This window comes from Arthrobacter sp. TMP15 (assembly GCF_039529835.1).
GTDB lineage: Bacteria > Actinomycetota > Actinomycetes > Actinomycetales > Micrococcaceae > Specibacter.
In genome coordinates this window covers 1,461,145-1,486,711 of sequence record NZ_CP154262.1, presented here as the reverse complement: position 1 = coordinate 1,486,711, position 25,567 = coordinate 1,461,145, and the positions used below count along the sequence as shown (strand labels likewise).

The 25,567-nt window shown below is 56.3% G+C and carries 20 protein-coding genes; 12 read left to right on the top strand and 8 right to left on the bottom strand.

Features of this window, described 5'->3' with window-relative positions; all coding sequences use genetic code 11:
• Both cydB and AAFM46_RS06475 read right to left on the bottom strand, forming a co-directional pair.
• A complete protein-coding gene (cydB, locus tag AAFM46_RS06480; RefSeq protein ID WP_343320082.1) occupies positions 1–1,101 on the bottom strand; it encodes a cytochrome d ubiquinol oxidase subunit II in 1,101 nt (366 codons plus the stop codon).
• A 117-nt stretch (positions 1,102–1,218) separates the two neighbouring features.
• Positions 1,219–2,811, bottom strand: coding sequence for a cytochrome ubiquinol oxidase subunit I (locus tag AAFM46_RS06475; protein WP_283531522.1), 1,593 nt, complete (start codon positions 2,809–2,811; stop codon positions 1,219–1,221).
• 172 nt (positions 2,812–2,983) lie between these two features.
• On the opposite strand from AAFM46_RS06475, the gene AAFM46_RS06470 reads away from it, so the two are divergent.
• Complete coding sequence (locus AAFM46_RS06470; RefSeq protein ID WP_283531523.1) at positions 2,984–3,361, top strand: BlaI/MecI/CopY family transcriptional regulator; 378 nt, start codon at positions 2,984–2,986, stop codon at positions 3,359–3,361.
• Between the two features lie 60 nt (positions 3,362–3,421).
• Entirely contained in the window at positions 3,422–4,372 is a 951-nt protein-coding gene (locus tag AAFM46_RS06465; RefSeq protein WP_283531524.1) for a M56 family metallopeptidase, read from the top strand.
• A 165-nt stretch (positions 4,373–4,537) separates the two neighbouring features.
• Here the strand turns inward: AAFM46_RS06465 and AAFM46_RS06460 are convergent, their stop codons facing one another.
• On the bottom strand, positions 4,538–6,658 hold the full coding sequence (locus AAFM46_RS06460; protein ID WP_343320081.1) for a DNA topoisomerase IV subunit B: 2,121 nt from the start codon (positions 6,656–6,658) through the stop codon (positions 4,538–4,540).
• A gap of 200 nt (positions 6,659–6,858) precedes the next feature.
• Here AAFM46_RS06460 and AAFM46_RS06455 point away from each other — a divergent pair, with 200 nt between their 5' ends.
• On the top strand, positions 6,859–7,083 hold the full coding sequence (locus AAFM46_RS06455) for a hypothetical protein (protein ID WP_283531528.1): 225 nt from the start codon (positions 6,859–6,861) through the stop codon (positions 7,081–7,083).
• A gap of 130 nt (positions 7,084–7,213) precedes the next feature.
• Here the strand turns inward: AAFM46_RS06455 and AAFM46_RS06450 are convergent, their stop codons facing one another.
• The gene (locus tag AAFM46_RS06450; RefSeq protein ID WP_343320391.1) at positions 7,214–8,410 is read right to left on the bottom strand and encodes an RNA polymerase sigma factor; all 1,197 of its coding nucleotides are present in this window, start codon (positions 8,408–8,410) and stop codon (positions 7,214–7,216) included.
• 467 nt (positions 8,411–8,877) lie between these two features.
• Entirely contained in the window at positions 8,878–10,152 is a 1,275-nt protein-coding gene (locus AAFM46_RS06445; protein ID WP_343320080.1) for a DUF4192 domain-containing protein, read from the bottom strand.
• 988 nt (positions 10,153–11,140) lie between these two features.
• Here AAFM46_RS06445 and AAFM46_RS06440 point away from each other — a divergent pair.
• Positions 11,141–11,701: a CPBP family intramembrane glutamic endopeptidase gene (locus AAFM46_RS06440; protein ID WP_343320079.1), complete on the top strand. Its 561-nt coding sequence runs from the start codon at positions 11,141–11,143 to the stop codon at positions 11,699–11,701.
• A gap of 190 nt (positions 11,702–11,891) precedes the next feature.
• On the opposite strand, the gene AAFM46_RS06435 is transcribed toward AAFM46_RS06440, so the two are convergent.
• Together AAFM46_RS06435 and AAFM46_RS06430 are read right to left on the bottom strand one after the other, a co-directional pair.
• Positions 11,892–13,250 carry an MFS transporter gene (locus tag AAFM46_RS06435; protein ID WP_283531532.1) on the bottom strand — a complete coding sequence of 453 codons (1,359 nt, stop codon included), beginning with the start codon at positions 13,248–13,250 and terminating at the stop codon, positions 11,892–11,894.
• Between the two features lie 4 nt (positions 13,251–13,254).
• Positions 13,255–14,220 (bottom strand): PAC2 family protein, encoded by a 966-nt coding sequence (locus tag AAFM46_RS06430; protein ID WP_283531533.1) that lies wholly within the window; start codon positions 14,218–14,220, stop codon positions 13,255–13,257.
• A gap of 309 nt (positions 14,221–14,529) precedes the next feature.
• Here AAFM46_RS06430 and AAFM46_RS06425 point away from each other — a divergent pair, with 309 nt between their 5' ends.
• The 5 genes from AAFM46_RS06425 to AAFM46_RS06405 all read left to right on the top strand — a co-directional run bounded on the left by AAFM46_RS06425 (position 14,530) and on the right by AAFM46_RS06405 (position 20,734).
• On the top strand, positions 14,530–16,053 hold the full coding sequence (locus AAFM46_RS06425; protein WP_283531534.1) for a leucyl aminopeptidase: 1,524 nt from the start codon (positions 14,530–14,532) through the stop codon (positions 16,051–16,053).
• A gap of 250 nt (positions 16,054–16,303) precedes the next feature.
• Positions 16,304–17,686 (top strand): dihydrolipoyl dehydrogenase, encoded by a 1,383-nt coding sequence (lpdA, locus tag AAFM46_RS06420; protein WP_343320077.1) that lies wholly within the window; start codon positions 16,304–16,306, stop codon positions 17,684–17,686.
• 140 nt (positions 17,687–17,826) lie between these two features.
• A complete protein-coding gene (gene sucB / locus AAFM46_RS06415; protein WP_343320076.1) occupies positions 17,827–19,590 on the top strand; it encodes a 2-oxoglutarate dehydrogenase, E2 component, dihydrolipoamide succinyltransferase in 1,764 nt (587 codons plus the stop codon).
• 174 nt (positions 19,591–19,764) lie between these two features.
• The gene (locus AAFM46_RS06410) at positions 19,765–20,115 is read left to right on the top strand and encodes a hypothetical protein (RefSeq protein ID WP_343320075.1); all 351 of its coding nucleotides are present in this window, start codon (positions 19,765–19,767) and stop codon (positions 20,113–20,115) included.
• A gap of 190 nt (positions 20,116–20,305) precedes the next feature.
• Positions 20,306–20,734, top strand: coding sequence for an OsmC family peroxiredoxin (locus tag AAFM46_RS06405; protein ID WP_283531538.1), 429 nt, complete (start codon positions 20,306–20,308; stop codon positions 20,732–20,734).
• Positions 20,735–20,809: 75 nt separating this feature from the next.
• On the opposite strand, the gene AAFM46_RS06400 is transcribed toward AAFM46_RS06405, so the two are convergent.
• On the bottom strand, positions 20,810–22,588 hold the full coding sequence (locus AAFM46_RS06400; RefSeq protein WP_343320074.1) for a serine/threonine-protein kinase: 1,779 nt from the start codon (positions 22,586–22,588) through the stop codon (positions 20,810–20,812).
• 112 nt (positions 22,589–22,700) lie between these two features.
• Between AAFM46_RS06400 and lipB the strand changes: the two genes are divergently transcribed.
• From lipB to AAFM46_RS06385, 3 genes are all read left to right on the top strand, one after another.
• Positions 22,701–23,417: a lipoyl(octanoyl) transferase LipB gene (gene lipB, locus AAFM46_RS06395; protein ID WP_283531540.1), complete on the top strand. Its 717-nt coding sequence runs from the start codon at positions 22,701–22,703 to the stop codon at positions 23,415–23,417.
• A complete protein-coding gene (lipA, locus tag AAFM46_RS06390; protein WP_283530948.1) occupies positions 23,414–24,430 on the top strand; it encodes a lipoyl synthase in 1,017 nt (338 codons plus the stop codon). The genes lipB and lipA overlap by 4 nt, the downstream gene beginning before the upstream one ends.
• A gap of 85 nt (positions 24,431–24,515) precedes the next feature.
• The gene (locus AAFM46_RS06385; RefSeq protein ID WP_283531541.1) at positions 24,516–25,286 is read left to right on the top strand and encodes a DUF4191 domain-containing protein; all 771 of its coding nucleotides are present in this window, start codon (positions 24,516–24,518) and stop codon (positions 25,284–25,286) included.
• Positions 25,287–25,567: the final 281 nt, after the last annotated feature.

The window sequence follows — 25,567 nt, the reverse complement described above, 5'->3', positions numbered from 1 at the left end:
CTAATCTCGCCCAGCCTTCGTAGCAGTTGCAACCGTCTTGTTGGCGTTGTCAACCACGTCAGTACCAGCGGCTGAACCCCCTATTGCGGGGGCAAAGTCGATTGGTGCAGGCAGGTGTGCCACACTGATGCGTTTGCGGAAGATCCAGTACGTCCAAGCCTGGTAAGCCAGCACCATCGGCAGCCCTACGGCGGCCACAATGGACATCAAAGACAATGTATAGCTGGAGGAGGACGCGTTCTCTACTGTTAGGTTCCAGGTCGGGTCCAGAGTAGATGGCAGGACCACAGGATATACAGCGCTGAAGATTGCAGCACTGCCTGCCAGCAGGAACACGCCCATGGCCAGGAAGCTGTATCCCTCGCGGCCCACACGGTTGGCCGCCCACGCGCCCACAGCGGCCACTACGGCTACCGCAATCAATGGCCAGCTAAACCACTTGCCGTTTTGCCAGGCCACCGCAATAACCCAGATAGCCAGTGGTGCCAGTCCCAGTGGTAGCCAGCGGCTCACAACCCTCCGGGCACGGTGACGAATCTCGCCATCTGTCTTGAGCGCGAGGAAGGCGGATGCATGGATCAAGGCAAAGCCAACCACCGCCATCCCACCCACAACCGCGTACCAGGTGAACCAGGCGAAGGGTCCGCCCACACGGTCGCCATTGGCGTTCAGCGGCAAGCCGGTGGTGGTCAACGCGAGCATGGCACCAATCCCGAAAGCAGCAACGAAGGAGCCCAGCGCAATAGCCGCGTCCCATGCGGCCCGCCAGGAATCGGAGTGAACTTTACCGCGATATTCAAACGCCACGGCGCGGAAGATCAGCCCAAGAAGCACAAACACCAGGGGGATGTACAGGGCTGAGAACAGTGAGGCGTACCAGAACGGGAACGCGGCAAAAGTGGCGCCCCCTGCCGTGATCAGCCACACTTCGTTGCCATCCCACACGGGCCCCACGGTGTTCAGCAGCAGGCGGCGTTCTTTCTCATCGCGTGCGAAGGTTTTCATGAGCATGCCAACGCCCAGGTCGAATCCTTCAAGGAAAAGGTAACCGATCCACAGAACAGCAATCAGTATGAACCATAAAGTAGGCAGAAAATCCATCATTGATCCTTTAGTTCCAAGAGCCCGTACTGGACGGGAGACAAGGGGTGGGTCTTGGCTGGCGAGTTTGCAGAAACAGCCGGATGACCAAACTGAATAAGGTGAACAGTCCTGTGACTAGTACGCGAACGCAAGGACATCTTCGCCAGCTTCTCCATCTGGGTCCGTACCGCCGTCGTGCCTATCACCGTGTTGGCTTTGGTCAAGTTCGGGCATGGCCGAGACCACTCCGCCCCGGATGTACTTGGTCAGGAGCGCAACTTCCACCACCAGCAGGACCGCATACACGCTCGTTAGGGCCGCAAGAGAGAAGACCATCTCCCCCGCAGATACGCCCGGAGACACCGCCGCGGCCGTAAACATAAAGACCTGATCCACTCCTGACATGGCCGGATTGGGCGCCACAACGAACGGTTGACGGCCCATCTCGGTGAAGATCCAGCCTGCTGCGTTGGCGCCAAAAGGAGCCAGAATTCCGATCAAGGCAAGGCGCATAAGCCCCTTGGACTGTGGCACTGTTCCCTTACGGGTGACAAGCAGTGCTATTCCGGCCGCCATCGCGGCAAGTCCGCCAAAGCCGATCATCATGCGGAAGCCCCAATAGGTGACGGGCATGATAGGGACGTAGTTGATTTCTTGGCCGGCACGGTCCCCGTACATGGGATCGTCCGGCAAATATTTACCGTACTTGGCCTGGTATTCAGGAACCAAGGTGTTCACGCCCTTGATTTCAGTGGTGAAGTCGTTGTGGGCCAGGAAGGACAGGAGTCCGGGAACTTCCATAACGGCCACCACATCGGAGCAATCCCGGCTACCCACATCACCAATGGAGAGAATGGAGAAGCCTGTTCCGTCATGGCAGGCAGCCTCTGCGGCGGCCATCTTCATGGGCTGCTGCTCAAACATCAATTTGCCCTGTAGATCTCCTGAAATGGCGGTTCCAGCAAAGGCAAGCATGGCAACAACGGCGCCGATGCGCAGGGATGTGATCCAGACAGCGTGATCTTTTCTATCACGGCCAGGGATGGTGAGAGATTCGCCAACCACCACTTGGCCTTTAGCATCCACTGTGTCGATGCCGTCTTTGCGGCGGCGCCACAGGTGGTACCAGGCGATTCCCAGGAGGAAACCGCCGGCAACTGCCAAGGCACCTGTGATGGTGTGGAAGAAAGCTACGAGGGCAGTGTTGTTGGTGAATACGGCCCAGGCGTCAACCATTTGGGGGCGTCCGTTGATCATTTCAACGCCAACAGGGTGCTGCATCCATGAGTTCGCTACCAAAATGAAATATGCCGAAACGATGGAACCAGCTACGGCAATCCACAAGCAGGTGAGGTGTATTTTGGCTGGCAGTTTTTTCCAGCCGAAAATCCACAGTCCCAGGAAAGTTGACTCAACAAAGAAGGCCAGCAGTGACTCCATGGCCAGTGGGGCACCAAAAACGTCGCCGACAAACCTGCTGTACTCGCTCCACGCCATGCCGAACTGGAACTCTTGGACAATTCCTGTGGCTACGCCCATGATGAAGTTGATCAGGAATAGTTTTCCCCAAAATTTGGTCATCCGAAGGTATGCTTCATTGCCGGTTTTGTGCCAGCGGGTCTGCAGGATCGCCACCAAAGTACCTAGCCCGATCGTCAGTGGCACCATCAAGAAGTGATAAACGGTCACTATTCCGAACTGCCACCTGGCTATGTCCAGAGCCTCCACGTGATTCCCTTCGTTAGCGAAAATATGCCAGCCTGGCCTTCGTTTCTACGTAACGTAGAAGTACCATTTCTACCCCGCGTAGAACATTACTGTCAAAACCTGTACATTTAGACATGTGCGCATCTTTCATGCGCGAAATTTCTGCCATTTGGCAGTAAAACTAAGGATCAACATGGCAACGCTTGGAGATCTCGAGAGAGCGGTCATGGACCTGCTCTGGGAACATCAGGAAGCCATCACGGCAAATGTATTGCGTGACCTGCTCTCCCAACGCCCCTCGGGCGAAGACGGTGCAACGGAGTCCCGCCCACTGGCCGTTACAACTGTTCTAACAGTGCTCTCACGACTGGAAAAAAAGGGACTCGTTGAGCGTGAGCGTTCTTCACGTCCGCACCGCTACCGTTCTGTGACCAGCAGGGAAGACCACACGGCAGAACTGATGCTGGAGGTTTTGGGTTCAGCCCCTGACCGCGAAGCAGTGCTGGCCAGGTTTATTGGAACTGTCAGTTCCGGCGAAGCAGAAACACTGCGCAAGCTGCTGGGACACTAGCAGCACCTACCACCGTCTTCTCCAAGCCAGCAAGTACCTTCACACGGTAAGTTGTAGTACATGTTTTGGACCTCATGGTTGCTCGCCGCCTTGGCCGTGGCTTTGGCGTGGCCTGTGCCCGTCATGCTTGCCGGTGCAGCATGGCCTGCGCGGGCACCTTTTGCTGCCATGATGTTGTGGCAGGCAATCGCGTTGGCCGGCGGTCTTTCCATGATTGGGGCAATGCTTTGCTATGGCCTTGTGCCCCTTGGCCCCGATCTGGCGAGCGGGCTTCACGGACTCACTGAAATTGTCATTGGCCAACAATCCCTGGACACTCTGGGTCTGCTCCACGCTTTTGCGCTGAGCGCCGCCGCGCTCCTCTCTGCACATCTTGTCTTTACGCTGTGGCTTTCCTATTTTCGCATCCAACGTCAGCGCCGTCGGCACAGGGACTTGCTGCATCTGCTCAGCTCGCCCTCGGAAGATCGTCCCCACACGCTTGTCATCAGCCATCAGGCCCCGGTCGCTTATTGCCTGCCAGGGGGATCACGGTCGGTCACTGTCCTTTCCGAAGGACTTTTGGAGTTGCTCTCACCGGAGGAACTCCATGCGGTCCTGCTGCATGAACAAACTCATCTGACCCAGCGCCATCACCTGCTCCTGTGGGCGTTTGCCGCGTGGCGTTCGGCCCTGCCCTGGTTGCCGACCTCAAAACTGGCTCAACAGGCCGTTTCATCGCTGATAGAGATTATGGCCGACGACGTTGCGCTGCGTTCGGTGAGCAAGTCCACCCTCGTCACAGCCATAGCCCTGGTTGCCAGCGGCTCGGCCCAGCTTCCTGCTGACACCCTCGTGGCCAGCGATACCCCACAAATAGACACTCCCGCAACAACTTCGGCGCGGCTTGGCAGGCTGCTGTCCCCGTCCCCGGCCCTGGCCCCAGGTCCCCAGGGACTTGTTATTGCCGGGGCCCTGCTTTTGTTGGCTATCCCCACGGCCCTGCTGCTAGTGCCAGGCCTCCTCGCCTAACCCCCAACGCTCGCTCACTTAACGTTGACCTTTGGCGAACGCTCGCTCACGCGTGGGCCAACCATCACAGCGTTTCAGACAATATATATCCACGACGCGCGGACCCCCCTTATAGGAAGGGTAGTTCCCGCGCGTCGCGCTGAAGTAAAAGCTAGGCCTGCCGCCTTAGGCGTCGATCCGACCATGATCGAGATACTCGCTTCCTGCCACGATGAACTCCTTACGCGGGGCAACATCTGAGCCCATCAATAGCTCAAAGGTATGCTCGGCGCGGTCAGCGTCTGCGCTCGTTACCCGGCGCAGCATTCTGTGCCGTGGATCCATAGTTGTCTCTGCCAGCTGATCCGCGTCCATTTCACCCAAACCCTTATAGCGTTGGATCGGCTCCTTGTAGCGCTTTCCAGTTTTAGCCAACTTGGCTAGGAGCGTATGTAGTTCGTTCTCCGAGTAGGTGTAAATCATCTCGTTGGCCTTGGACCCAGCATTAATTACTTCCACCCGATGCAGAGGAGGAACAGCGGCGTAAACATGTCCAGCATCGATCATTGGCCGCATATAGCGGAAGAAAAGAGTCAGTAGCAACGTCCGGATATGCGCGCCATCCACATCGGCGTCCGTCATCAAAATAACCTTGCCATACCGTGCAGAGTCAATGTCAAAGCTACGGCCGGACCCTGCCCCCACCACTTGAATCAGAGCTGCACATTCGGCGTTGGCCAACATATCCCCCACCGATGCTTTTTGGACGTTGAGTATTTTTCCGCGAATGGGCAGCAGTGCCTGGAAGTCAGAGGACCGGGCCAGTTTCGCTGTGCCCAACGCGCTGTCACCTTCAACGATGAACAACTCACTTCTGGCTACATCGTTGCTGCGACAATCCGCCAACTTGGTGGGCAGCGAGGACGTTTCTAGGGCATTCTTACGACGCTGTGTCTCCTTGTGTACACGTGCTGAGATGCGTGATTTCATTTCGGAGACAACTTTTTCTAGAAGCGTTGCCGCCTGAATCTTCTCCCCCCGAGCACTAGATTCAAGCTTTGCTTTTAGCTCTTTCTCAACAACCTTCGCCACTATGTTCTTGACAGCTGGGGTGCCTAGAATCTCCTTGGTTTGACCCTCAAACTGCGGCTCTGCCAGGCGGACGGTCAGGACGGCTGTGAGACCGGCCATGACATCGTCCTTCTCAATTTTATCGTTGCCTGCTTTGAGTTTGCGTGCGTTGGCTTCAATAACTTTCCGAAAAATCTTCAGGAGGGCAAGTTCGAATCCTTCTTGGTGGCGGCCTCCCTTGGGAGTAGCGATGATGTTCACAAAGCTGCGCATGGTGGTGTCGTAACCGACACCCCACCGAAGCGCAATGTCCACCTCACAATCCCTCTCAACAGCCGTACTCTCAAGATGCCCTTCAGCATTGAGAACAGGAACCGTTTCCGTGAACGTGCCATGACCCTGCAGGCGCCAAACGTCAGTGATCGGTCCGCCAACGGACAAAAAATCTACAAACTCCGCGAGACCACCATCGTGGTGGAAGACTTCCTCGTGGGTTGCAAATTCGCCGGGGGTCCCAGGCACGCGCCTTTCGTCAACAACCCTGATTTTCAGTCCCGGGACGAGGAACGAGGTTTGTCGGGCTCTCGCTACGAGTTCCTCGTAGGCGAACTTGGCGTCTGCCGTGAAAATTTGTTTGTCAGCCCAATACCGGATGCGGGTACCTGTCACACCGCGTTTGGTGGTGCCCACTATGTCCAAGTTGGACTTTTCGGTGAAGGGCTCAAACGGTACGTCAGGGCTTAGCGACTTGCCCACGTCTTTAAAGTGCCCCGGCTCCCCGCGACGAAAACTCATTTGGTAGGTTTTGCCACCACGGTCCACCTGGGCGTCCATGCGCGAGGATAGAGCATTGACAACACTGGCCCCCACGCCGTGGAGGCCGCCGGAGGCAGCATAGGAACTACCACCGAACTTGCCACCAGCATGCAGCTTAGTCAGGACCACTTCGACGCCACTGAGTCCTGTTTTTGGTTCTACATCTACGGGTATGCCGCGGCCGTCGTCGTGAACCTCAACGGAATTATCTTTGTGTAAGATAACCGAAATATTCTGTCCGTAGCCGGCGAGGGCTTCATCAACCGAGTTGTCGATGATCTCCCACAGGCAGTGCATCAATCCACGGGAGTCTGTGGAGCCAATGTACATTCCAGGGCGTTTTCGAACAGCTTCCAATCCTTCCAGCACAGAGAGGTGACGTGCACTGTAATTGGAACTCTGGCGTGCCACGGTGGACATACTCCTTCGAGGTTTTTAGTTGGCCGATCACTACCAAGGTTAACGGTTGTCCCAGCAAAAGCTGGCCAACGCCGCAGTAACATCGTCCGGATCACAACTTCCAACACGGATACGCGGTTAGCGAAAGTCCCCCGCGCCATGGAAGAAAGTGCGGCAATTGGTGGTTCTATGAAGTACAAGAACTTATGAAGGAGGCCATCATGACCACCACGACCGTTACCAGCCCCCAGCTGACCACCCTTGATCGCTGCGACCGTTGCGGCGCTCAGGCCTATGTGCGCGTAGTTTTGGAATCCTCCGGTGGAGCATTGCTCTTCTGTGGTCACCACGCCCGCGCAGTAGAAGCAACCTTGAAGCCATTGTCATCTGACTGGCACGATGAAACCAGCCGGCTTCATGAAAAAGCGGCCGTCGCCGTCGATTAAATCCACGGTTAGCCCACCTAGCCTAGGTCGGCAAAATATTATGACATGAAAAGGGCCCGGTTATCCGGGCCCTTTTCATGTCCGCTTCCGGGTTAATCGCCTTAGCGAAACACCCGGTAGTAAGTGCCGCTTAGTCCAAGTAGTCGCGAAGTACCTGTGAACGTGAGGGGTGGCGCAGTTTGGACATTGTCTTAGATTCGATTTGGCGAATGCGCTCACGCGTCACACCATAAACCTTGCCAATTTCATCCAGAGTCTTGGGCTGACCGTCAGTCAACCCGAATCGCATCGCCACTACACCGGCTTCGCGTTCTGAAAGCGTATCCAGAACAGAGTGGAGCTGTTCCTGGAGCAAAGTGAAGGACACTGCGTCGGCAGGCACAACGGCTTCGGAGTCTTCAATCAAGTCACCGAACTCAGAGTCACCGTCTTCACCCAACGGGGTGTGAAGTGAAATAGGCTCGCGACCATACTTCTGGACTTCAACAACCTTCTCCGGTGTCATGTCCAATTCCTTGGCCAATTCTTCCGGCGTAGGCTCGCGACCAAGGTCCTGAAGCATCTGACGCTGAACGCGGGCAAGCTTGTTAATAACTTCAACCATGTGCACCGGGATACGGATAGTGCGTGCCTGGTCAGCCATGGCACGAGTGATGGCCTGACGGATCCACCAGGTGGCGTAGGTTGAGAACTTGAAGCCCTTGGTGTAATCAAACTTTTCCACGGCGCGGATCAAGCCGAGGTTACCTTCTTGAATCAGGTCAAGAAAGAGCATCCCACGGCCGGTGTAGCGCTTGGCCAATGAAACAACCAAACGCAAGTTCGCTTCAAGGAGGTGATTCTTGGCGCGTTTGCCATCATGCACAATGCGCCCCAGATCGCGCTTGAGCTGCTCGTCCATGGCGTCTCCACCGGTGGAAAGCTTCTGAGTCGCGAACAGACCCGCTTCGATGCGCAGGGCCAAGTCAACTTCCTGCTCGGCATTGAGCAAAGCCACTTTACCGATTTGCTTCAGGTAATCCTTAACAGGGTCAGCGGTTGCACCTGCCGACATGACCTGCTGAACGGGTGCATCATCGTCGTCTGAGTCGGAGTAGACAAAGCCCGTTCCTGTGGGGAGGGGCCGGGTCGGAGCTGCGTCCTCATCGTCGTCTTCAACCACAGTCTCGGTTGCAGGCTCTTCTTCGTCCTTGATTTTTCCCTTGCCACGACGGGCAGGAGCGGCGGCTTTTTTGGGGGCAGCTTTCGCTGCATCAGCGGGAGCTCCCTCAGCTGCGGCAGCCTTCTTGGCAGCGATGGTGGCAGCGCGCTTCTGTGCTGGTGTCAGCGGCACGGTGGCTGAAGATGCGGAGTCCTCGATCTCCTTCGTTGTGGAGACTTTGCTCTTGGCAGTAGCAGACACAGAAAACCTTTCTTACGGCGGTCTGTGGAGTTACCTTCGGGCAACACCACTATGACCCTGTCAAGTCCATGTTGCTTGGCGCAACAGCTCTGCTTGGAGGGTCACAAGGTATAACGCCTTGTTTGGCTGCGTTGTTCCCGCACCCCTGAAAGAAATTATCTTCCAGTCCTTTTGCCCAATCATTACTACTGCATCAACACGGACCCAACCGGGTCTCGACTTCTAGTGTCTCACGATTTACTCGCTGGTCTTCGCTTTATCGGCCTCGTGGCGGCGGACTTGTTGGAATAAAGATCACAGCTCGCATTACGGGGTGCACCACGAGCGCTAGACTCTACCGCCCGGAATCCCCGCTCCAATGCCAGGCCAGCCCGATACGCAGGCACAGTCGATTAGGACTCTCCGCCACTGTCATCATTTCCCGCGCAGCCATGCCAGGCGGTTCCTTGATTCTTGGCACACTCGGCGATGTACCCCACCGCCAGCAATTCATCTAACAGGCTGGCCAATCGGTACCCTGGTTGGTGTTCTTGACAGGCCTGAAAGTAGTTTCCCGCCCATGTTCCGCGGCCCTTGCACCACTGAATCCAGCCCAAGATGCAAAGAACCGGTGCTTTGTCGGGAGACTCTGTGCAACGGGCCAGGAACTGGAGCAGGTGTTCAGCGATGTCCAATCTCGCCCAGTTGGGCCCGGGCCTCTGTGCACCGAAGCTATCAACAACCACCTCACCCACCAGAATATGGCCAAAGTCATGCCCTGCCTGCAGAATCGACTTCTCACTCACGCCCTCCAGGGAGATTGCACAGTTGGTGTACTGCTTTCCAGCACGCCAGCTGGCAGGCCTTCTAACCACCCCGGTCCGGTTCTGCACAAGATCAAGCGCTGTGGCACCGGCCAGCGAGTTCTGCCCAGTCGAGGCAAGAGCCACCATCACCGCGTCCCGGACTGTAGCCTCTGCCAGACTACCCAGCAGGTAGGCGACCATATCCGGTTCAGGCGGAATTGGCCAGCATGTCAGACTCAGTTCCCACGCCTCAAGAGTCGCTGACAGCTGCTGTTTCGCCAGACCAAATCTAACCAACGGTTCCCTTAGATCTGCCCCTGCAGCCATCACGGCATCCGCAAAAACCGGGTCCCCGAACGCTGTCAGCTCTTGGATTTGTTCCTTTGGACAATTTCTGACCATGCTGCCTCGGAAAATGAACTCCGCGTTGACAAAACTCTCCCTGATGGAGGAATTGTCTTTGCCAGGCCACGGACAACACTGGGGGTCTTGGCATGCAAAACTACGCCAATGGTTCAATCCAACAAACCACGCATCGCGCACCGGCAGTCCACATTCGGCAAAGGCAACGCAGAGCTCCGCGTACAGCCCACCCTGCGGCGATTCCTGTGGCACGGACCAATCCTCCTCACCAAAAATCGCCAAGAGACATCCGTCAGCTTCCGTATCGCTAGCAAGCTGGGCCGCGGCCACGGCGGCGAAGTGCGCAATATTAGCACCGTGTTCGGACGGCAGATCCAGACGCAGAGTAGCGCGAAGCCGTTTACCGCTCATACCGATGCACACCACACTGCGCTCCGGCCAATACCCCACCATATGGGGAATAAATGCTAGGAGATCCTCACCAGCACTGACTCTGATCTTGTCTATTTGTTGTCCCATTCCTCAAGGCTGCTGCCAAGAAGGACCGAAAAATAGAGTGACAGAGTCAAAACGTCAGATCTGTGGAAAACTTTGCTCTACTCCCTGACACACGGAAAAACACGTACCTTCGGCAGGTGAGTTTTCAGGCTCCTGCCAACGTTCTCAACTTCCTATTGGAACCATCCGTTCTAAAAAACGCAACGCTAGGAGTTTTCGGCTGGACAAGTTCGGACAGGCAGCAGGGCAATGAGCCGTGTCGCGAAAAGGAACATTCGTGTTTGGTCCGACAAATTTTCCACGATTACCTATCTAACTTGTTCTTCAGACTAAATATGTGAGAAAAATTGGCACATTGCAGTCTTGGACTATTTGCTGGGGTCGCAATCCAGTACCCAGACAAGTGACTGGGTCGATCGTCTCGCCTTCTGAGACCAACGGAGAATGCTTGCGTTAGCGCCCGTGCCGATGCAACCGGCTTCGCAGGCGCAGTCCGCAGCACGTCCTTTAAAAAATACTCCGTATTTGGCTACGCAGTTGAATGGAACAATTAGCGGCACCCCAGGCAAACGCAATATTCTGTTTCATCTGGCATAGCCGGTGGGGTCCGGGCGGTGGAAGCGATCCGGAGCACCTGCGCGTCGTTGCCTCTAGCCGACGTTGGATCATCCCACACACTCTGCTCCCGTGAAGATTGGAAAGGGAACGGGCGTCCGTGAGAACCAAGGCACCCAGAGCAAAAGTGAGAATGCTGGGACACGGGAATACCGTTGGGCTCCACTGCCCGAGAGCGTAGAAAGATACTTGACTGCATCCAGCCGAAACCCCAGTGACGTCACAGTTCAGACCATGGTCTGCAGGTGGGATAGCGTTCAGCTCACGAGGCCTCCTGCAGCAAATACCGCCCTTCAAACCCAGAATACGTCCGGTTTGATCGCTCGGCACCCCATGAAGAGTTTCATCTTCATCGCGTTTGTGCTTTGGATTGCGTTGGTGGGGAGTTGCTCTTTTGGGTGTCCCCGCCCTGTTACTGGCCGGAGTAACGCTCCTGCCGGGCACATTGAGTTCATTCACAGTCAATGGTTTGAGCAGCGTCCTATTGACCTATCCTCTTCAGCTTCTTGGCATTATTTTGCTGGGCGGTGGTTTGGAGGAAATGGGCTGGCGCGGATTCGCCCAGCCCAAACTCCAGGAGAAGTACTCTCCACTGATGGCGGCGCTGCTGATTGGCGTGCTCTGGGCCGGATGGCATGCCCCACTGTTTTTGACTCAAATCTGGGATACACCTCGAAACAGTATTTTCCAGGTGTTTCTTTACGTGCTCGTTGTTGCAGCGCTTTCGGTGGTTATGAGCTGGATTCGCAACGGCAGCCAAAGCACTCTTGCCGCAATCGTGGCGCATGCCTCCGTCAATGGTTCACTGGGAGTTTTGGCGATCGCATTCCCCGGCTCCTTCGTTGAAGTGAGTAATTGGTGGGGGCTGGGCATCGTATTGGGCGCCGCGGCGGTTGCTTTGATCACCCGGGGCCGTTTGGGACTGGTTCAGCAGAAGTTGGGACTGGCTCTGTAGAAGACAGGGAATTTCATTTAGAGCAGGTATGTCGCCTCCGGTGAGATCACGGCTCAATGTGCGACGGCGACCATCAGTTCCGCTCCGAGTTGCAGTTCAAAGATAAAAGCCATCCCCCTAGAAGCTAGAAGCTAGCGACTAGAGGCAGTGCTCTTGCGGGCCTACTCATCGAGGGGTCTCGCGGGACGACTCAGTCTTTGCGAGCCGCACGTTCATCTCTCTGCTCCTGCCGGAACTGATGGCGCCTGCGACGGTTGTCGGCAAAAACATCGCGCAGCGGTGGCACACGCTCACCACGTGCGGCCATGGTGCTGCGCACCTTGCGCCGTGTAGCAGTGACGGCGGCTATGCCGATGCCCAGAACAAGGAACTGGAACGAGAACGCCACACGGAAAGCATCCAGAGAGTACAGCCCGTCAGGGGAGAACCCAACGCCGTTAAGGACGTCCAGAATCAGCCCAATCATGTACATGGTCACCAGTGCGGCAAAGAAGCCGCCCACGTTCACAATGCCGGTGGCCGTCCCAATCCGGTGTGAAGGGTTGAACGTTCGGGCAAAATCGAAGGCAATCATTGACGCCGGTCCGCCCACAGCAAGAACAAGCACCAACACCACAAGCAGCCACAGCGGCGCAGGTCCTGGTTGCAATAGCACTGCAGCCCATGCGGCAACGATGGCCAACGACACCGCAAGGACCATGGTTGAGCGACGCAGCGGGTGCCTGCCTACCCAGCTGCCCAAGAACGGCCCGCAGATTATCCCCACCACAACGAACAAGCTCAGCAACACGCTGGCCGTTGCCGTATCCAAGCCTTGACCCGAAACAAGGAACGGATAACCCCACGTCAACACAAAAACCGTACCCGAGAACTGGGTTGCGAAGTGGCTCCACATCCCAAGCCGCGTCCCGGGCTGCCGCCATGCTGTAGCGAGGTCAGCTGCTGTTTCCTTCATACCGGGTCTGGAAACGGGGGGTGTAAAACCTGCAGGGGTGTTGCGCAATAGCGTGGCAGCGAGAACGCAAGCCAATACTCCCAGAGCTGCCAAGCCCACAAACGCCTGACTCCACCCAGCCTGATGAAGCACAAACGCAAAAGGGGCAATGCTGATGAGCTGACCAAACTGGCCCAATTGGCCTGTTAGTTGGGTCAGCACGGGAACCCTACGCGTAGGGAACCACAGTGGGATCAGACGAATGACGGCAATAAAGGTCATGGCGTCACCGGCCCCAACAAAGACCCTGCCCACTACTCCAGCCGGCACGGATGTTGCGCCGGCCAATTGCAGCTGTCCGAGCACCATCAACCCTGCGCCCGTCGCTATCATGACCCGCGGACCAAATCTGTCCACAAGCACACCGACGGGAATCTGCAGCCCCGCATACACCACAAGTTGAATGACTGTGAAAGCAGATAGAGCCGACGCCGTGGCACCAAATCTTTCCGTGGCTACAAGTCCGGCAACACCAAATGAGGTTCTATGGGTGATGGCAATCAGGTAGGCAAAAACTCCAACACCCCACACCAACCATGCACGTTTACTATCCACGCGTTTAGTTTAGGCCACCTTCAGGTCCCCCGAGAGACCCGGAATCACGGCTAGCTAGATACGCCTCAACGGCCGCACCAAGTTCATCAGCGTCGGGTAGTTCGTCATTGTCACCGGCAAGCAGCGACCTGGGCGCATTTCCATCTGCATGTTCGTCGTACTGCGTTTCAAGATTCTTTACCACTGTGGCAACCTCGGCGGAACCTTCAACCTGTTCAGTAATTTGCCGTTCCACTGCACGCCCAGCCTCGCGCAGGCGTTCGCTGGGCAGCATCAGCGACGCCGCAGCCCCAAGATATTCCAGGCCCGCAACTGCGGCGGGCGGGTACTCGGCGTCGGAAAGGTAGTGCGGGACGTGAACTGCGTACCCCACAACATTGCGCCCCACGGCATCAAGTTTAAATTCCAACACGTGACCGATCGCCGACGGAATCTCCAGGGTGGCTTTCCACGCCGAGATCCCTTCGATCAAGTCGGGACGGTTCCCGTGCACAGTTGCCCCGATGGGCCTGCTGTGCGGGACAGGCATGGGCACCGAATGCGCCCAGGCCACAAGATTCACGTCAAAACGCTCCACAAGGGACAGGACAGCCAAGCTGAACCGTTCCCACTGCAGGTCAGGTTCGTTCCCGCACAGATATAGGAATGGCGTGCCTAAAGCATCCACCATGCGGTAAAGCGCCAGCGACGGTGCCTTGTAGTCACTTAGACGGTCCTGGGTAAACGTTATTCTTGGCCGACGTGAGCGGTAATCAATGAGCTGGTCAATATCGAAAATTGCCAGAGCTTCCCCGCTCAACTGGTCCTTAAGCTCGCTGGCGATTTGGGAAACAACCTGGCCGGCATCTGAGAAGCCAGTGAAGGACATCAGGAGGTTTGCACCCTTGAGGTCATCGTTGGCGATTAGCTCTTCATTGAGGACATACAGGGACTCCGGGTCTTGAAACGGTGTGTACTCGTTGATATTCATAATCTTCCTCAGCTGCTTGTGTCTCTGACCATCACAACACCACAAACGTCCCGATCATTCCACTTGAGCATGCCAAGGCACTGTTTAGTGCGCGCGAAGCCTCAAAGAGTCTCAGACGGACGACTATTTTTCTTCCACCGCCAGCATGACTTGGGCGTAGTTCTGCGCGAATGAGTTCGCGGGTGGCCCAGTTCCGGCCTTGCTCGCACGGGTCCATCCTGGCTTGGCGGGCAATCGTGACGGGTTGGCGCTACGATCGAAGCATACGATACCCGTTCATCAACACCCCAAAGTGAGGACAGTATTTCAGTGAGTGTTAAAGAAAACATCAGCTTCCGCGTGGTCAGCAGCGACTTGGCAAAGGTCTCCGCAGACGCGCTTGTTGTAGCCGTAAGCAAAGGCGCCGACGGACCCGTAATTTTGGACTCCCCCCTTTCCGCAGCAGCGATTACCTCGCTCAAAGCATCCATGCCCGCGTTGGGTGTCACAGGGGCTGTAGATCAGATTGTGCGCCTACCCGGTTTAGATGAAACTGGCGCAAAGATCCTCGTGCTTGCCGGCATTGGCGCCGTCAAGAACTCCACCGTCACCGATGAAGCACTGCGCCGCATGGCAGGTGCAACAGTTCGCCAGCTAGCCGGAATCAAACATGTACTTTTTGCTGTACCGACGACGGCGGTCAGCCAAGTTGCCGCTCTTGCCGAGGGTGCCGCACTGGGTGCCTACCAATACGCAAGCCTGCATTCAAGCACCAAGGATAAGCAGGAGCCGGTGACCAAGGTCACGATTCACTCCACACTTGCCAAGGACCCGGAACTGGCAGCAGCTCTTGAGCGCGCTTCCGTGGTCTCCAAGGCAGTCAATGCAACTCGGACACTGGTCAACGAGCCACCCAGCAAGTTGTACCCGTCCACATTTGCAGATGCTGCCAGGGACTTGGCAAAGGGCTTGCCCGTCAAGGTAACAATTTTAGATGAAAAGCGTCTCCTCAAGGATGGTTACGGCGGCATCATGGGCGTGGGACAAGGCTCTTCGCGTCCACCACGCATGGTCAAGCTCGAATACAAGTCTGACCGGGCAGTTGCAGACCTTGCGCTGGTAGGCAAGGGCATCACGTTCGACAGCGGTGGAATTTCGATCAAGCCTGGCGCGGGTATGGTCACCATGAAATGCGATATGGCAGGCGCCGCAGCTGTTCTTAACACGGTGTTAGCTGTTGCCGACCTGGGTCTGCCCGTCAACGTCACTGGCTGGCTCTGCATTGCCGAGAACATGCCATCCGGCACCGCCATTCGACCTTCTGACGTGCTGACAATGTTTGGTGGCAAGACGGTAGAGGTGTTGAACACAGATGCCGAAGGCCGCTTGGTCATGGCCGATGGACTCGTTGCCGCATCTGCGGAATTCCCCGACGTGATTATCGATGTTGCCACGCTCACCGGTGCTCAAGTGGTTGCACTTGGCCACCGTACAGCCGGAGTTATGGGCGATGAAGGTGTTAGTGCAGCGCTGAAGGCTGCGGCCGACAGGGCCGGAGAACTCATCTGGCCGATGCCGTTGCCGGAGGAGCTACGCCCCACACTGGAGTCACCCGTTGCCGACATGGCAAACATTGGCGAACGCATGGGAGGCATGATGACCGCCGCCGTGTTCCTGCAGGAATTCGTTGGCAAGGGCAAGGATGGGGAACCCATCCCGTGGGCTCACCTTGATATTGCCGGTCCGGCCTTCAACGAGGGCTCACCTTATGGTTACACCCCCAAGCAAGGCACGGGTATGGCTGTGCGCACCCTGGTTGCTTATGTTGAAGACGTTGTAGCTCGAAGCGCCTAGGACTTCAATAAGTCTTGAGCTTGTTTAGTAATCCATGATCAGCACCACAGTGAGTATGACCACATTCCGCTTTACTGTGACAGCGCTAAGGGTGTTGCATGGAACAACTAACGTAAGGTAAATGCTGAAAGTATTTGTCTTTGACCGACAGGAGTGGCGCATTCCGTCAGGAATGCTCCGCTTCTCTCAATAAATGATGAGATGACGCGCCTACAATGAGCGCGTCACCCGAACGCGAGGGAGCGTCTACGTGGCCGAACAGGCAGCTGGGCAAGAATTCGATATTTTGGTTCTCGGCGGTGGCAGCGGCGGTTACGCAACTGCGCTGCGGGCAGTCCAATTGGGTATGACCGTTGGGCTTGTGGAGAAAAGCAAGTTGGGCGGCACCTGCCTGCACAACGGCTGTATCCCCACAAAGGCCCTATTGCATGCAGCAGAGGTAGCCGACCTCGCCCGCGAGGGTGCATCCATCGGTGTTAACAGCCAGCTCAACGACATTGACCTGGTCGGTGTCAATAAGTACAAAGACGGCATCATTGCCGGCAAATACAAGGGCTTGCAGGGTCTCATTAAGGGCAAGGGCATCACCGTTATCGAGGGTGAGGGCAAGCTCACGGCCGCCAATACCGTGACCGTTAACGGTGTGAACTACACCGGCAAGAACATTGTTCTAGCCACGGGTTCCTACTCCCGCAGCCTTCCGGGGCTTGAAATCGGGGGCAAGGTCATCACTTCTGATGAGGCCCTCACCATGGAGAAGTTGCCTAAGAGCGCCATCGTGCTTGGCGGCGGGGTTATTGGTGTGGAATTCGCTTCAGTGTGGAAATCCTTTGGTGTGGATGTCACCATCATCGAAGGAATGGCGTCATTGGTTCCTAATGAAGACGCTTCGATCATCAAAGTACTGGAACGCACATTCCGCAAACGCGGGATCAAGTTCAATACCGGTACTTTCTTCCAGGGAGTCGAACAGAACAACGACGGCCTGAAAGCGACTCTGGTGGATGGGAAAACGTTCGAAGCTGACATTATGCTCGTTGCTGTTGGTCGTGGCCCGTCCACATCCGGCATGGGCTTTGAAGAAGCGGGCGTCACAATTGATCGCGGCTTCGTGATCACCAACGAACGCTTGCACACCGGTGTCGGGAACATTTACGCAGTGGGTGACATCGTGCCTGGCATTCAGTTGGCACACCGCGGCTTCCAGCAGGGCATCTTTGTTGCTGAAGAAATCGCGGGTATGAACCCCGTGATTGTTGAAGACATCAACATCCCCAAGGTCACTTACTGTGATCCGGAGATCGCTTCTGTGGGCTTGAACGAGAAGCAGGCCAAGGAGAAATTTGGCGATGCAAACGTTGAAACCACCGAATACAACCTGGCCGGCAACGGCAAGAGCGCCATCCTAGGTACCGGCGGAATCATCAAGTATGTGCGTGAAAAGGACGGTCCCGTTGTGGGCGTCCACATGGTTGGCAGCCACATTGGTGAGCAGATTGGCGAGGCCCAATTGATCGTGAACTGGGAAGCCTACCCCGAGGATATTGCGGGGCTCATCCACGCCCACCCCACACAGAACGAAGCCCTCGGAGAAGCAGCAATGGCATTGGCCGGACGCCCGCTCCACGGTTAGTAACAAAAAAGTTTAGTGCACCCTGCGCCAGCGCTGGGTGCACTAAACTGTAATTAATACATAATTCAAGAATTTCGCAGCGATGCACCAGTATGCACCATCAATTAAATGCACCGCATAAGAAGGAGAACGGGGACGAAATGTCTGAATCCGTGAACTTGCCCGCCTTGGGTGAAAGCGTCACCGAAGGTACCGTCACGCGTTGGCTCAAGCAGGTCGGGGACCGCGTTGAAGTTGACGAGCCTTTACTGGAAGTTTCCACCGACAAGGTTGACACCGAGATCCCGTCACCCTTCGCCGGCATTCTAGAAGAAATCCTCGTACCAGAGGACGAAACAGCCGAAGTGGGTGCAGCTCTTGCCCGCATTGGTTCCGGCGAGTCCTCCTCAGCCGATGCTCCCGCAGCTGCCGAGTCCACAGCCGAAACTCCCGCAGAGGCCCCCGCAGAGACAGCCTCAGAGGCACCGGCTGAAGCGCCTGCCGCTGAGGAAACTTCGGCTCCCGCTGCGGCACCGGCCGGCGATGCGCACGAATTGATTCTGCCGGCTTTGGGTGAGTCAGTGACAGAGGGTACGGTCACTCGCTGGTTGAAAGCTGTTGGCGACACCATTGAAGTTGATGAGCCTCTTCTGGAGGTCTCCACCGACAAGGTTGACACCGAGATCCCCTCCCCCGTGGCTGGTGTTTTGCTTGAAATCCGCGTGCCTGAAGATGAGACCGCTGAAGTTGGCGGGGTACTTGCCTTGATTGGTTCCGCTGATGCAGGCGCGCCTGCAGCTGCTCCTGCACCTACAGCCGCCCCCGCGGCGGCTCCGGCAGCTGCACCAACACCTGAAGCCGCACCAGAGCCATCTGTGCCCGCAGCCTCCCCTGCCCCGGAACCTGCCCCGAAAGCGGCAACTGAACCCGCTCCGGCGGCCAAACCAGCTGAACCTGCTGAACAGGCATCAGCTCCCGCGGCAGGTACTGAATCCAGCTACGTAACTCCGCTGGTTCGCAAGCTCGCAAACCAGCAGGGTGTAGACATCTCAACCGTCACCGGCTCAGGAGTAGGGGGACGCATCCGCAAACAGGACGTTGTTGCCGCTGCAGAGGCCGCCAAGGCTGCCGCTGCGCCAGACACGGCCGGCCCTGCTGCAACTTCTACGGCCAAGGCTGCTCCCGCGGTTGTGCCGTCGTCACTGCGTGGCACTACTGTCAAGGCACCTCGTATTCGCCAGGTTATTGCTCGGCGCATGCGCGAATCGCTGGAGGCTTCCACTCAGCTCACGCAGGTGCATGAAATTGATATGACACGCATCGTCAAACTGCGGAACCAGGCCAAGGGTGACTTCCAGGCCACCAACGGCACCAAGCTAACGTTCCTGCCGTTCATAGCCAAGGCAGTGACCGAGGCGCTAAAGTCTCACCCCAAGGTTAACGGTGAGTACAACGAGCAAACTCAGGAAATCACTTACCACAACGCCGAGCACCTGGCGATTGCTGTTGACACCGACAAGGGACTGCTAGTTCCTGTCATCTCCAATGCGGGAGACCTGAATTTGGCCGGCCTGGCTGGAAAAATTGCTGACGTTGCTGCACGTACCCGCAGCGGCAAGATCGGCCCGGACGAGCTGTCCGGCGGAACATTCTCCATCACGAATATCGGAAGTGTTGGCGCACTGTTTGACACTCCGATCATCAATCAGCCCAACGTTGCAATCTTGGGCACAGGCGCGATCGTGAAGCGGGCAATGGTTGTTGCGGACGCGGATGGAGATGACACCATCGCTATCCGCCACATGATGTACCTGTGTCTGACGTACGACCACCGTTTGGTGGACGGCGCCGATGCGGGCCGATTCCTGCAGACGTTGAAGGCTCGGTTGGAAACCGGCGCATTTGAGGCCGATTTGGGGATGTAATCTCCGCGCCTCACTTTTACAGTGAATGCTCGACGGCGGCTGGAAACTTGGCAGAGCCAGTCTCCAGCCGCCGTTGCTGTGTCAGGAGGAGCTCTCTGGGAGTGCACCAGCGTAAAGTTGGTATAAGGCCAGCCTCAATAGACACTGTGTCACCAAGTTGTTTAAGCTAGTGCCATGGACCTTTTACGTTTAGTGCTTGTTTTTCTACATATCCTTGGCGCAGCCGCGATCGTGGGCGGCTGGCTCGCCGCGTTTAAAACACCCACAGTGACGCAGTGGCAGTGGATTGGTGCGCTGACTCAGCTCATCACGGGGCTACTGTTGGTTGGTCTTGCAGAAATGGGCGATGGCGGGATTAACAATTTTAAGATCGGTGTGAAGTTGATCATCGCACTCGTGGTTGTTATTGCCGCATTCATTGGGCGCCGGAAGGCCAAGAACAACCAAGGGGTACCCAAGGGTCTTGCCCATGCAGTTGGCGGTATGGCCTTGATCAACATCGCTGTGGCTGTTTTCTGGGTTTAGACTATTTCAACCCGCGCTAGCAGGATCTAGCAGCACTAAGGGCGCTTTCATTTCCGGGATGTGAATTATTTCCTCTTTCCCGGAGATGAAAGTGTCTTTTCTTCTTTAAGGCATAGGCTGGTTGAGGTTGCACTTGTGAGTTTTACCGTGCATCAGGATTTATCCTTCATTACGATTCATAGGAGTGAACATGGCTACAACTCGTAACGCCCACGCAGGCTGGGTCGGCGACCTTCCCACCGGCGCCGGACAGGTCACTTTGGACAGCTCGGAACTGGGCACCTTTGATATCACATGGAAGGCCCGCACAGAGGCTTCCGAAGGCAAAACCAGCCCGGAAGAACTGATCGCTGCAGCCCATTCGTCATGCTTTGCCATGGCGTTTTCAAATGAACTCAGCACCGCCGGTCATGCCGCCGAGTATGTGAACACCAGCGCGGCAGTCTCTTTCCAAGCAGGCACTGGCATTACCGGTAGCCATCTGACTCTGGCTGCAAAGATCCCCGGCATTAGCCAGGAAGAGTTCGAGAAGATTGCCAATGCAGCCAAGTCCGGTTGCCCGGTCTCAGCAGCGTTGGGTGGCGTCAAGATCACGCTCGAGGCAACACTGGAGGCTTAGTCCCTCCCGTTCCAAACACCAGGTGGGGCTGCCAAAGCGGGCCCACCTGGTGTTTTTACGTCCGGCCCAATCCCGCTACTGTGAGCTGCTTTCGAGAATATTCTGAATTCTCCACCGCGAACCAATCCGCACCAAAACAATATCGAGCTCTTGGCTGTGCTCTGTTGTTTGCTGATGGACGAGCATCCCACCTTCGTCTAATTCACCAAAGGCGCTGGTAGCGACTTGTGCGTGCACGATCGCTTGTTCTTTAGCAAACGCTGCCCCGCCTGCGCTGCCCAGCGAAGCCCCGAAATCTACGTTTGCTTCGGAGATGCTGGTTTCAAAACCACTCAGGGTATGACCCGTCTCATTGAGCTTGGCTACAATTTTGCTGTCTGCTGCAAGCGAGGGTGTTCCTGGTGCATTAATCTTCGCCACCAATGCTTGATCGGCGCTGGACAACGCGTAGGAACGAACCCATGCCAGTGCAGATAGGGCTCTCAAAGGATCTTGTGAAGTGATCCCCTGCTGAATTTCCTGCGGTAAAGCAGCCATCCAAGTCACCGAAGCTTCGTGGTCCATATCCTCATCTACCATTGCCACCGCGGCGCTTGAGGGGACACCAGTTCCGCCGCCAAGCCCTTGCGCGAAAAATCCCGCCAGCCCGCCGCTGAAGTAAAAAATACTTGCCAAGGACATCACGAGCGCCATTGCTATAACAGCCACCAGGACACGTTGTCTTCCTGATGGACCTGATTTGTCCAAGTTATCTGCGCTGACATCACTGCCCCACAAAACCCCTAGACGCTGTGCCCGATGCCCTGGGAAAGCCACTCGAGGACGACTCCTTAAGGCCTGTGCCGCTCCCGTTCGAGGAAGCACATGCCGGTGCCACCACCGAGCGCGAACCCTTCTCTGCCCGGGCAGGTGCAACAACATATTGTCCAGGTGTGGTGGGCTTAGTTTGGTCCCTTTACCTCTACGGACTTTCAGATCCCTGCGTGTCAGTAGTTTCGGCAGCACACTCGGATGGACGGCATGGCCCAGCGCTACCGCTTCCGGCCTGGCACTGCGAAAGACAGCCTGGGCAAAGGCGGCGGCGGTTGGGCGCAGACCGGACTCTTCATTGAGGCCGGCTTCTAAAGCTGCCACTAGCTCGTTCGGGACATTCTGGACAAAAGTGGACAGTGGCATCCTGTCCCTGGTTGGCGGCGGGGGCCGTCCGGTCAAAATGAACCAGCCCACAGCGGCCAAAGCAAAAACATCAGTGCTCTCATTGCGTTCGGTTTCTCCTGGGTGATAAAAGCCCTGCGTTCCGCCCACACTGCCCGCACCTTGCCCAACCAACGTGCCAAAACCAAAATCTGAAAGAAACGGTTTACCCACGGCACTGAGCAAAACGTTCCCCGGAGACACATCGCCATGAACGGCTCCCCTGTCGTGCAAAAATGCCAACACTTGGCCAATGGGTGTTAGCACTGTGACTGCTTCCCCAACAGTCAGCGGACCTCTGGCGCCGACTATCTGTGCCAGAGAGCCGCCCTCGGCGTACTCCATCAGCAGCACCAACGATCCAGCTGAATCCCTTACAAGTCCACGCACGGGAATGAGGTGCTCGTGCTGAAATTGCGTCAACACACGCCACTCATGTGTGACCTGGCTTTCATTATGACGAACTGTGGTGCCGTTCATGTCGTCATCAAGGGTCACCGACGGAACACGGAAAAACTTTCCCGCCACGGTTGCTGAACCATCGTAAGGTGACAAGAGCCAAACCTGCCCCTGAGCCCCGCTTCCCAAACAACGCACAGGGTCATGGCCATGAATTGATGGCGGCGCCACCGGCAACAGCTGAGAACTAGAATTGTCCATACATCATTAGTAGACCCGTTTGAGATTTCTCGCTTGAAGTTATCCACAAGCAGCATCTTCTTGAGCGGTTTCTGATTTAGGCGACGATCCAACTTCACCTAAACTGACTCCTATGAGTGTTCAGTTCTCCGAAGTCGGACTTGCCCCAAACTTTATCGACTACGCTGGCGCTTGGGAACAGCAACGCCAGATCCACGAAAAAGTTGTTGCCGGCCAAGCACCCAACACAGCACTACTGCTGGAACACGCCGCCGTGTACACAGCAGGAAAACGTACAGAAGACAATGAGCGCCCCTTTGACGGAACACCTGTGATCAACGTTGACAGGGGTGGCAAACTCACCTGGCACGGTCCCGGCCAATTGGTCATGTATCCCATTGTTCGGCTGAGCGACCCACACAGCATCCGAGCTTACGTCCATGCTCTGGAAGAGATCATTATTGAAGTCCTCGGACACTATGGCATCACCGGCCTGCGCGTAGACGGCCGGGCAGGCATCTGGCTCACTGCCGATGACAAGGGCGGGGACCGAAAGATCGCCGCCATTGGTATCCGGGTCCATGATGGTGTGACAATGCATGGAATTGCTATCAACGCTAACAATAGTTTGGCCCCTTACAGCCAGATCATCGCCTGCGGTATCGCTGATGCAGGCACCACCACGCTGGCGGTTGAGACGGGAAAAGATATTTCTCCGCAAGATCTAGCCCCGCTGGTCAAAGAAGCCACGGCCCGGATATTGGCACCACTTATCACTGATATTCAGCCTGAACAGGCACCACCCGCCGGTTCCGTGGAAGCGGGCCGGTCAGAAGGAGCATTTTCGTGACGTTGGCACCTGAAGGACGCAAGTTATTGCGTATTGAGCAGCGCAACGCTGCTGTTCCGGTTGAGCGTAAGCCTGAGTGGATGAAGGCCAAGGTTGAGATGGGCCCGGAGTTCATCGCGATGAAGAACCTTGTCAAGAGCGAGGGTCTGCACACGGTGTGTGAAGAGGCTGGCTGCCCAAATATTTTTGAGTGCTGGGAAGACCGTGAGGCCACGTTCTTGATTGGTGGCTCCGAGTGCACAAGGCGGTGTGATTTCTGCCAGATTGATACGGGTAAGCCTTCCCCGATTGATATGTTTGAACCCACGAAGGTGGCTCGTTCAGTGGTGAAAATGAACCTGCGCTACGCCACTGTTACAGGGGTGGCTCGTGATGACCTGGCCGATGAGGGTGTGTGGCTTTATGCCGAAACGGTTCGTAAGATCCATGAAATGAACCCGAACACCGGGGTTGAATTATTGATTCCTGATTTCTCCGGCAAGCCTGAGCACATTAGCGCGATCTGTGACTCTGCCCCTGAGGTGTTTGCCCACAATGTGGAAACGGTGCCACGGATATTCAAGCGTATCCGTCCGGCGTTCCGGTATGAGCGTTCCTTGGATGTTATTACTCAGGGCCGGGATCAGGGCATGGTCACTAAATCCAACCTGATTCTGGGCATGGGTGAAACACGGGCGGAGATTAGCCAGGCGCTTCAGGATCTGCACGATGCCGGCACTGACTTGATCACTATCACCCAGTATCTACGCCCCTCCGAGCGGCATTTGCCGGTGGATCGTTGGGTCAAGCCACAGGAGTTCATGGATCTAAATCAGGAAGCAGAAGAAATCGGTTTCCTTGGTGTGATGAGTGGGCCATTGGTGCGTTCTTCCTACCGTGCCGGACGGCTCTGGGCCACTGCGATGCGTAAAAAGGGCCGTGATATCCCCGAACATCTAGCCCACATCGCTGATGGCATCGAAGACTCCGGACACACCCGCCAAGAAGCCGCCTCCCTGATCGCCGCCCACTAGGAGCGCTCCGCTGGCAAGGCCTGTTCCCAACAGCACTTGAAGTGTGAGTACTTCCCCGTCAAATACACGTTAGAATTGAATTACTATGGCCAAAACCACTGACTCCGCAGACAGCAACGCTGACACACCCAAGCGTTCCCTTTTTTCCCGTGCTCCGAAGGCAGATAAGCCCAAGAAGAACAAAAAACCGGGCCGCATCAAGCAAATGGTGGACATCTTCAAGATGACCCGCCGCCACGATCCTATGGTGACATGGATCATGCTTGGCGCGTTCTTTGGCCTCATCGTTCTCTCAATGGCTGTGGTTCTCCTGGTGTCCCCCGGCAATTGGATTACGGGATTGCTGGTCGGAATCCCGCTGGGACTATTAGGTGCTTTGCTGCTCATGTCCCGCCGCGCCGAACGTGCTGCTTACGCCCAAATTGAAGGTAAGGCAGGTGCCGCCGGTGCTGCCCTGAGCTCCTTGAAGAAGGGCTGGATTTTTGAGGAACAACCTGCCTCGGTTAACCCGCGCACGCAGGACGTAGTTTTCCGCGCCATCGGCAAACCTGGCATTGTCCTTGTCACGGAGGGCCCCACTAATAGGGTCAAAGGGCTTGTTGATGCTGAGCGACGACGGCTCAACCGTATTTTGCCCAACGTCACCATCACCATCATTGAAACTGGCAAGGGCGAAGGCCAAGTCCCGATCGCCAAGGTCACTAAGAAGATGGGCAAGCTCAAGGGCGAGCTCACCAAAGTTGAGGTCAGTGCGGTTAACAAGCGCATCACCTCCATGGGCAACAAGCTACCTATTCCCAAGGGGATCGATCCGTACAAGGCTCGCCCCGATCGTAAAGCATCCCGCGGGCGCTAATAGCAGCGTTGATTGTGAGCATTATTTTTGGCCCGGCAGGTAATCCTGTTGGGCCTCAAATATTTTTCCCGGCCATATGTTCTCTGGAACTCTAGGCCCGGCACGTGCTAGGCGACCCTCAGAACCGCCGCGGACGGTGCTAGCCTTGCACTGAAACCGTTCGGGGAGGCCAATCATTGATTTACACACGCGCAGTGTTAGTGCTCACGGTGGCGGCATTGGCACCTACCCTTAGCTCCTGCACACCTCATGAACCGCCAGCAACTAGCGAGCCCGTCCAG

Coding starts and splice junctions, on each gene's coding strand:
- AAFM46_RS06460 (WP_343320081.1), bottom strand. CDS start 6,658: ATGTCCACCGTGGCACGCCAGAGTTCCAATTACAGTGCACGTCACCTC.
- AAFM46_RS06470 (WP_283531523.1), top strand. CDS start 2,984: ATGGCAACGCTTGGAGATCTCGAGAGAGCGGTCATGGACCTGCTCTGG.
- sucB (WP_343320076.1), top strand. CDS start 17,827: ATGTCTGAATCCGTGAACTTGCCCGCCTTGGGTGAAAGCGTCACCGAA.
- AAFM46_RS06465 (WP_283531524.1), top strand. CDS start 3,422: ATGTTTTGGACCTCATGGTTGCTCGCCGCCTTGGCCGTGGCTTTGGCG.
- AAFM46_RS06405 (WP_283531538.1), top strand. CDS start 20,306: ATGGCTACAACTCGTAACGCCCACGCAGGCTGGGTCGGCGACCTTCCC.
- AAFM46_RS06445 (WP_343320080.1), bottom strand. CDS start 10,152: ATGGGACAACAAATAGACAAGATCAGAGTCAGTGCTGGTGAGGATCTC.
- cydB (WP_343320082.1), bottom strand. CDS start 1,101: ATGGATTTTCTGCCTACTTTATGGTTCATACTGATTGCTGTTCTGTGG.
- AAFM46_RS06455 (WP_283531528.1), top strand. CDS start 6,859: ATGACCACCACGACCGTTACCAGCCCCCAGCTGACCACCCTTGATCGC.
- AAFM46_RS06385 (WP_283531541.1), top strand. CDS start 24,516: ATGGCCAAAACCACTGACTCCGCAGACAGCAACGCTGACACACCCAAG.
- AAFM46_RS06400 (WP_343320074.1), bottom strand. CDS start 22,588: ATGGACAATTCTAGTTCTCAGCTGTTGCCGGTGGCGCCGCCATCAATT.
- lipB (WP_283531540.1), top strand. CDS start 22,701: ATGAGTGTTCAGTTCTCCGAAGTCGGACTTGCCCCAAACTTTATCGAC.
- AAFM46_RS06410 (WP_343320075.1), top strand. CDS start 19,765: ATGGACCTTTTACGTTTAGTGCTTGTTTTTCTACATATCCTTGGCGCA.
- AAFM46_RS06430 (WP_283531533.1), bottom strand. CDS start 14,220: ATGAATATCAACGAGTACACACCGTTTCAAGACCCGGAGTCCCTGTAT.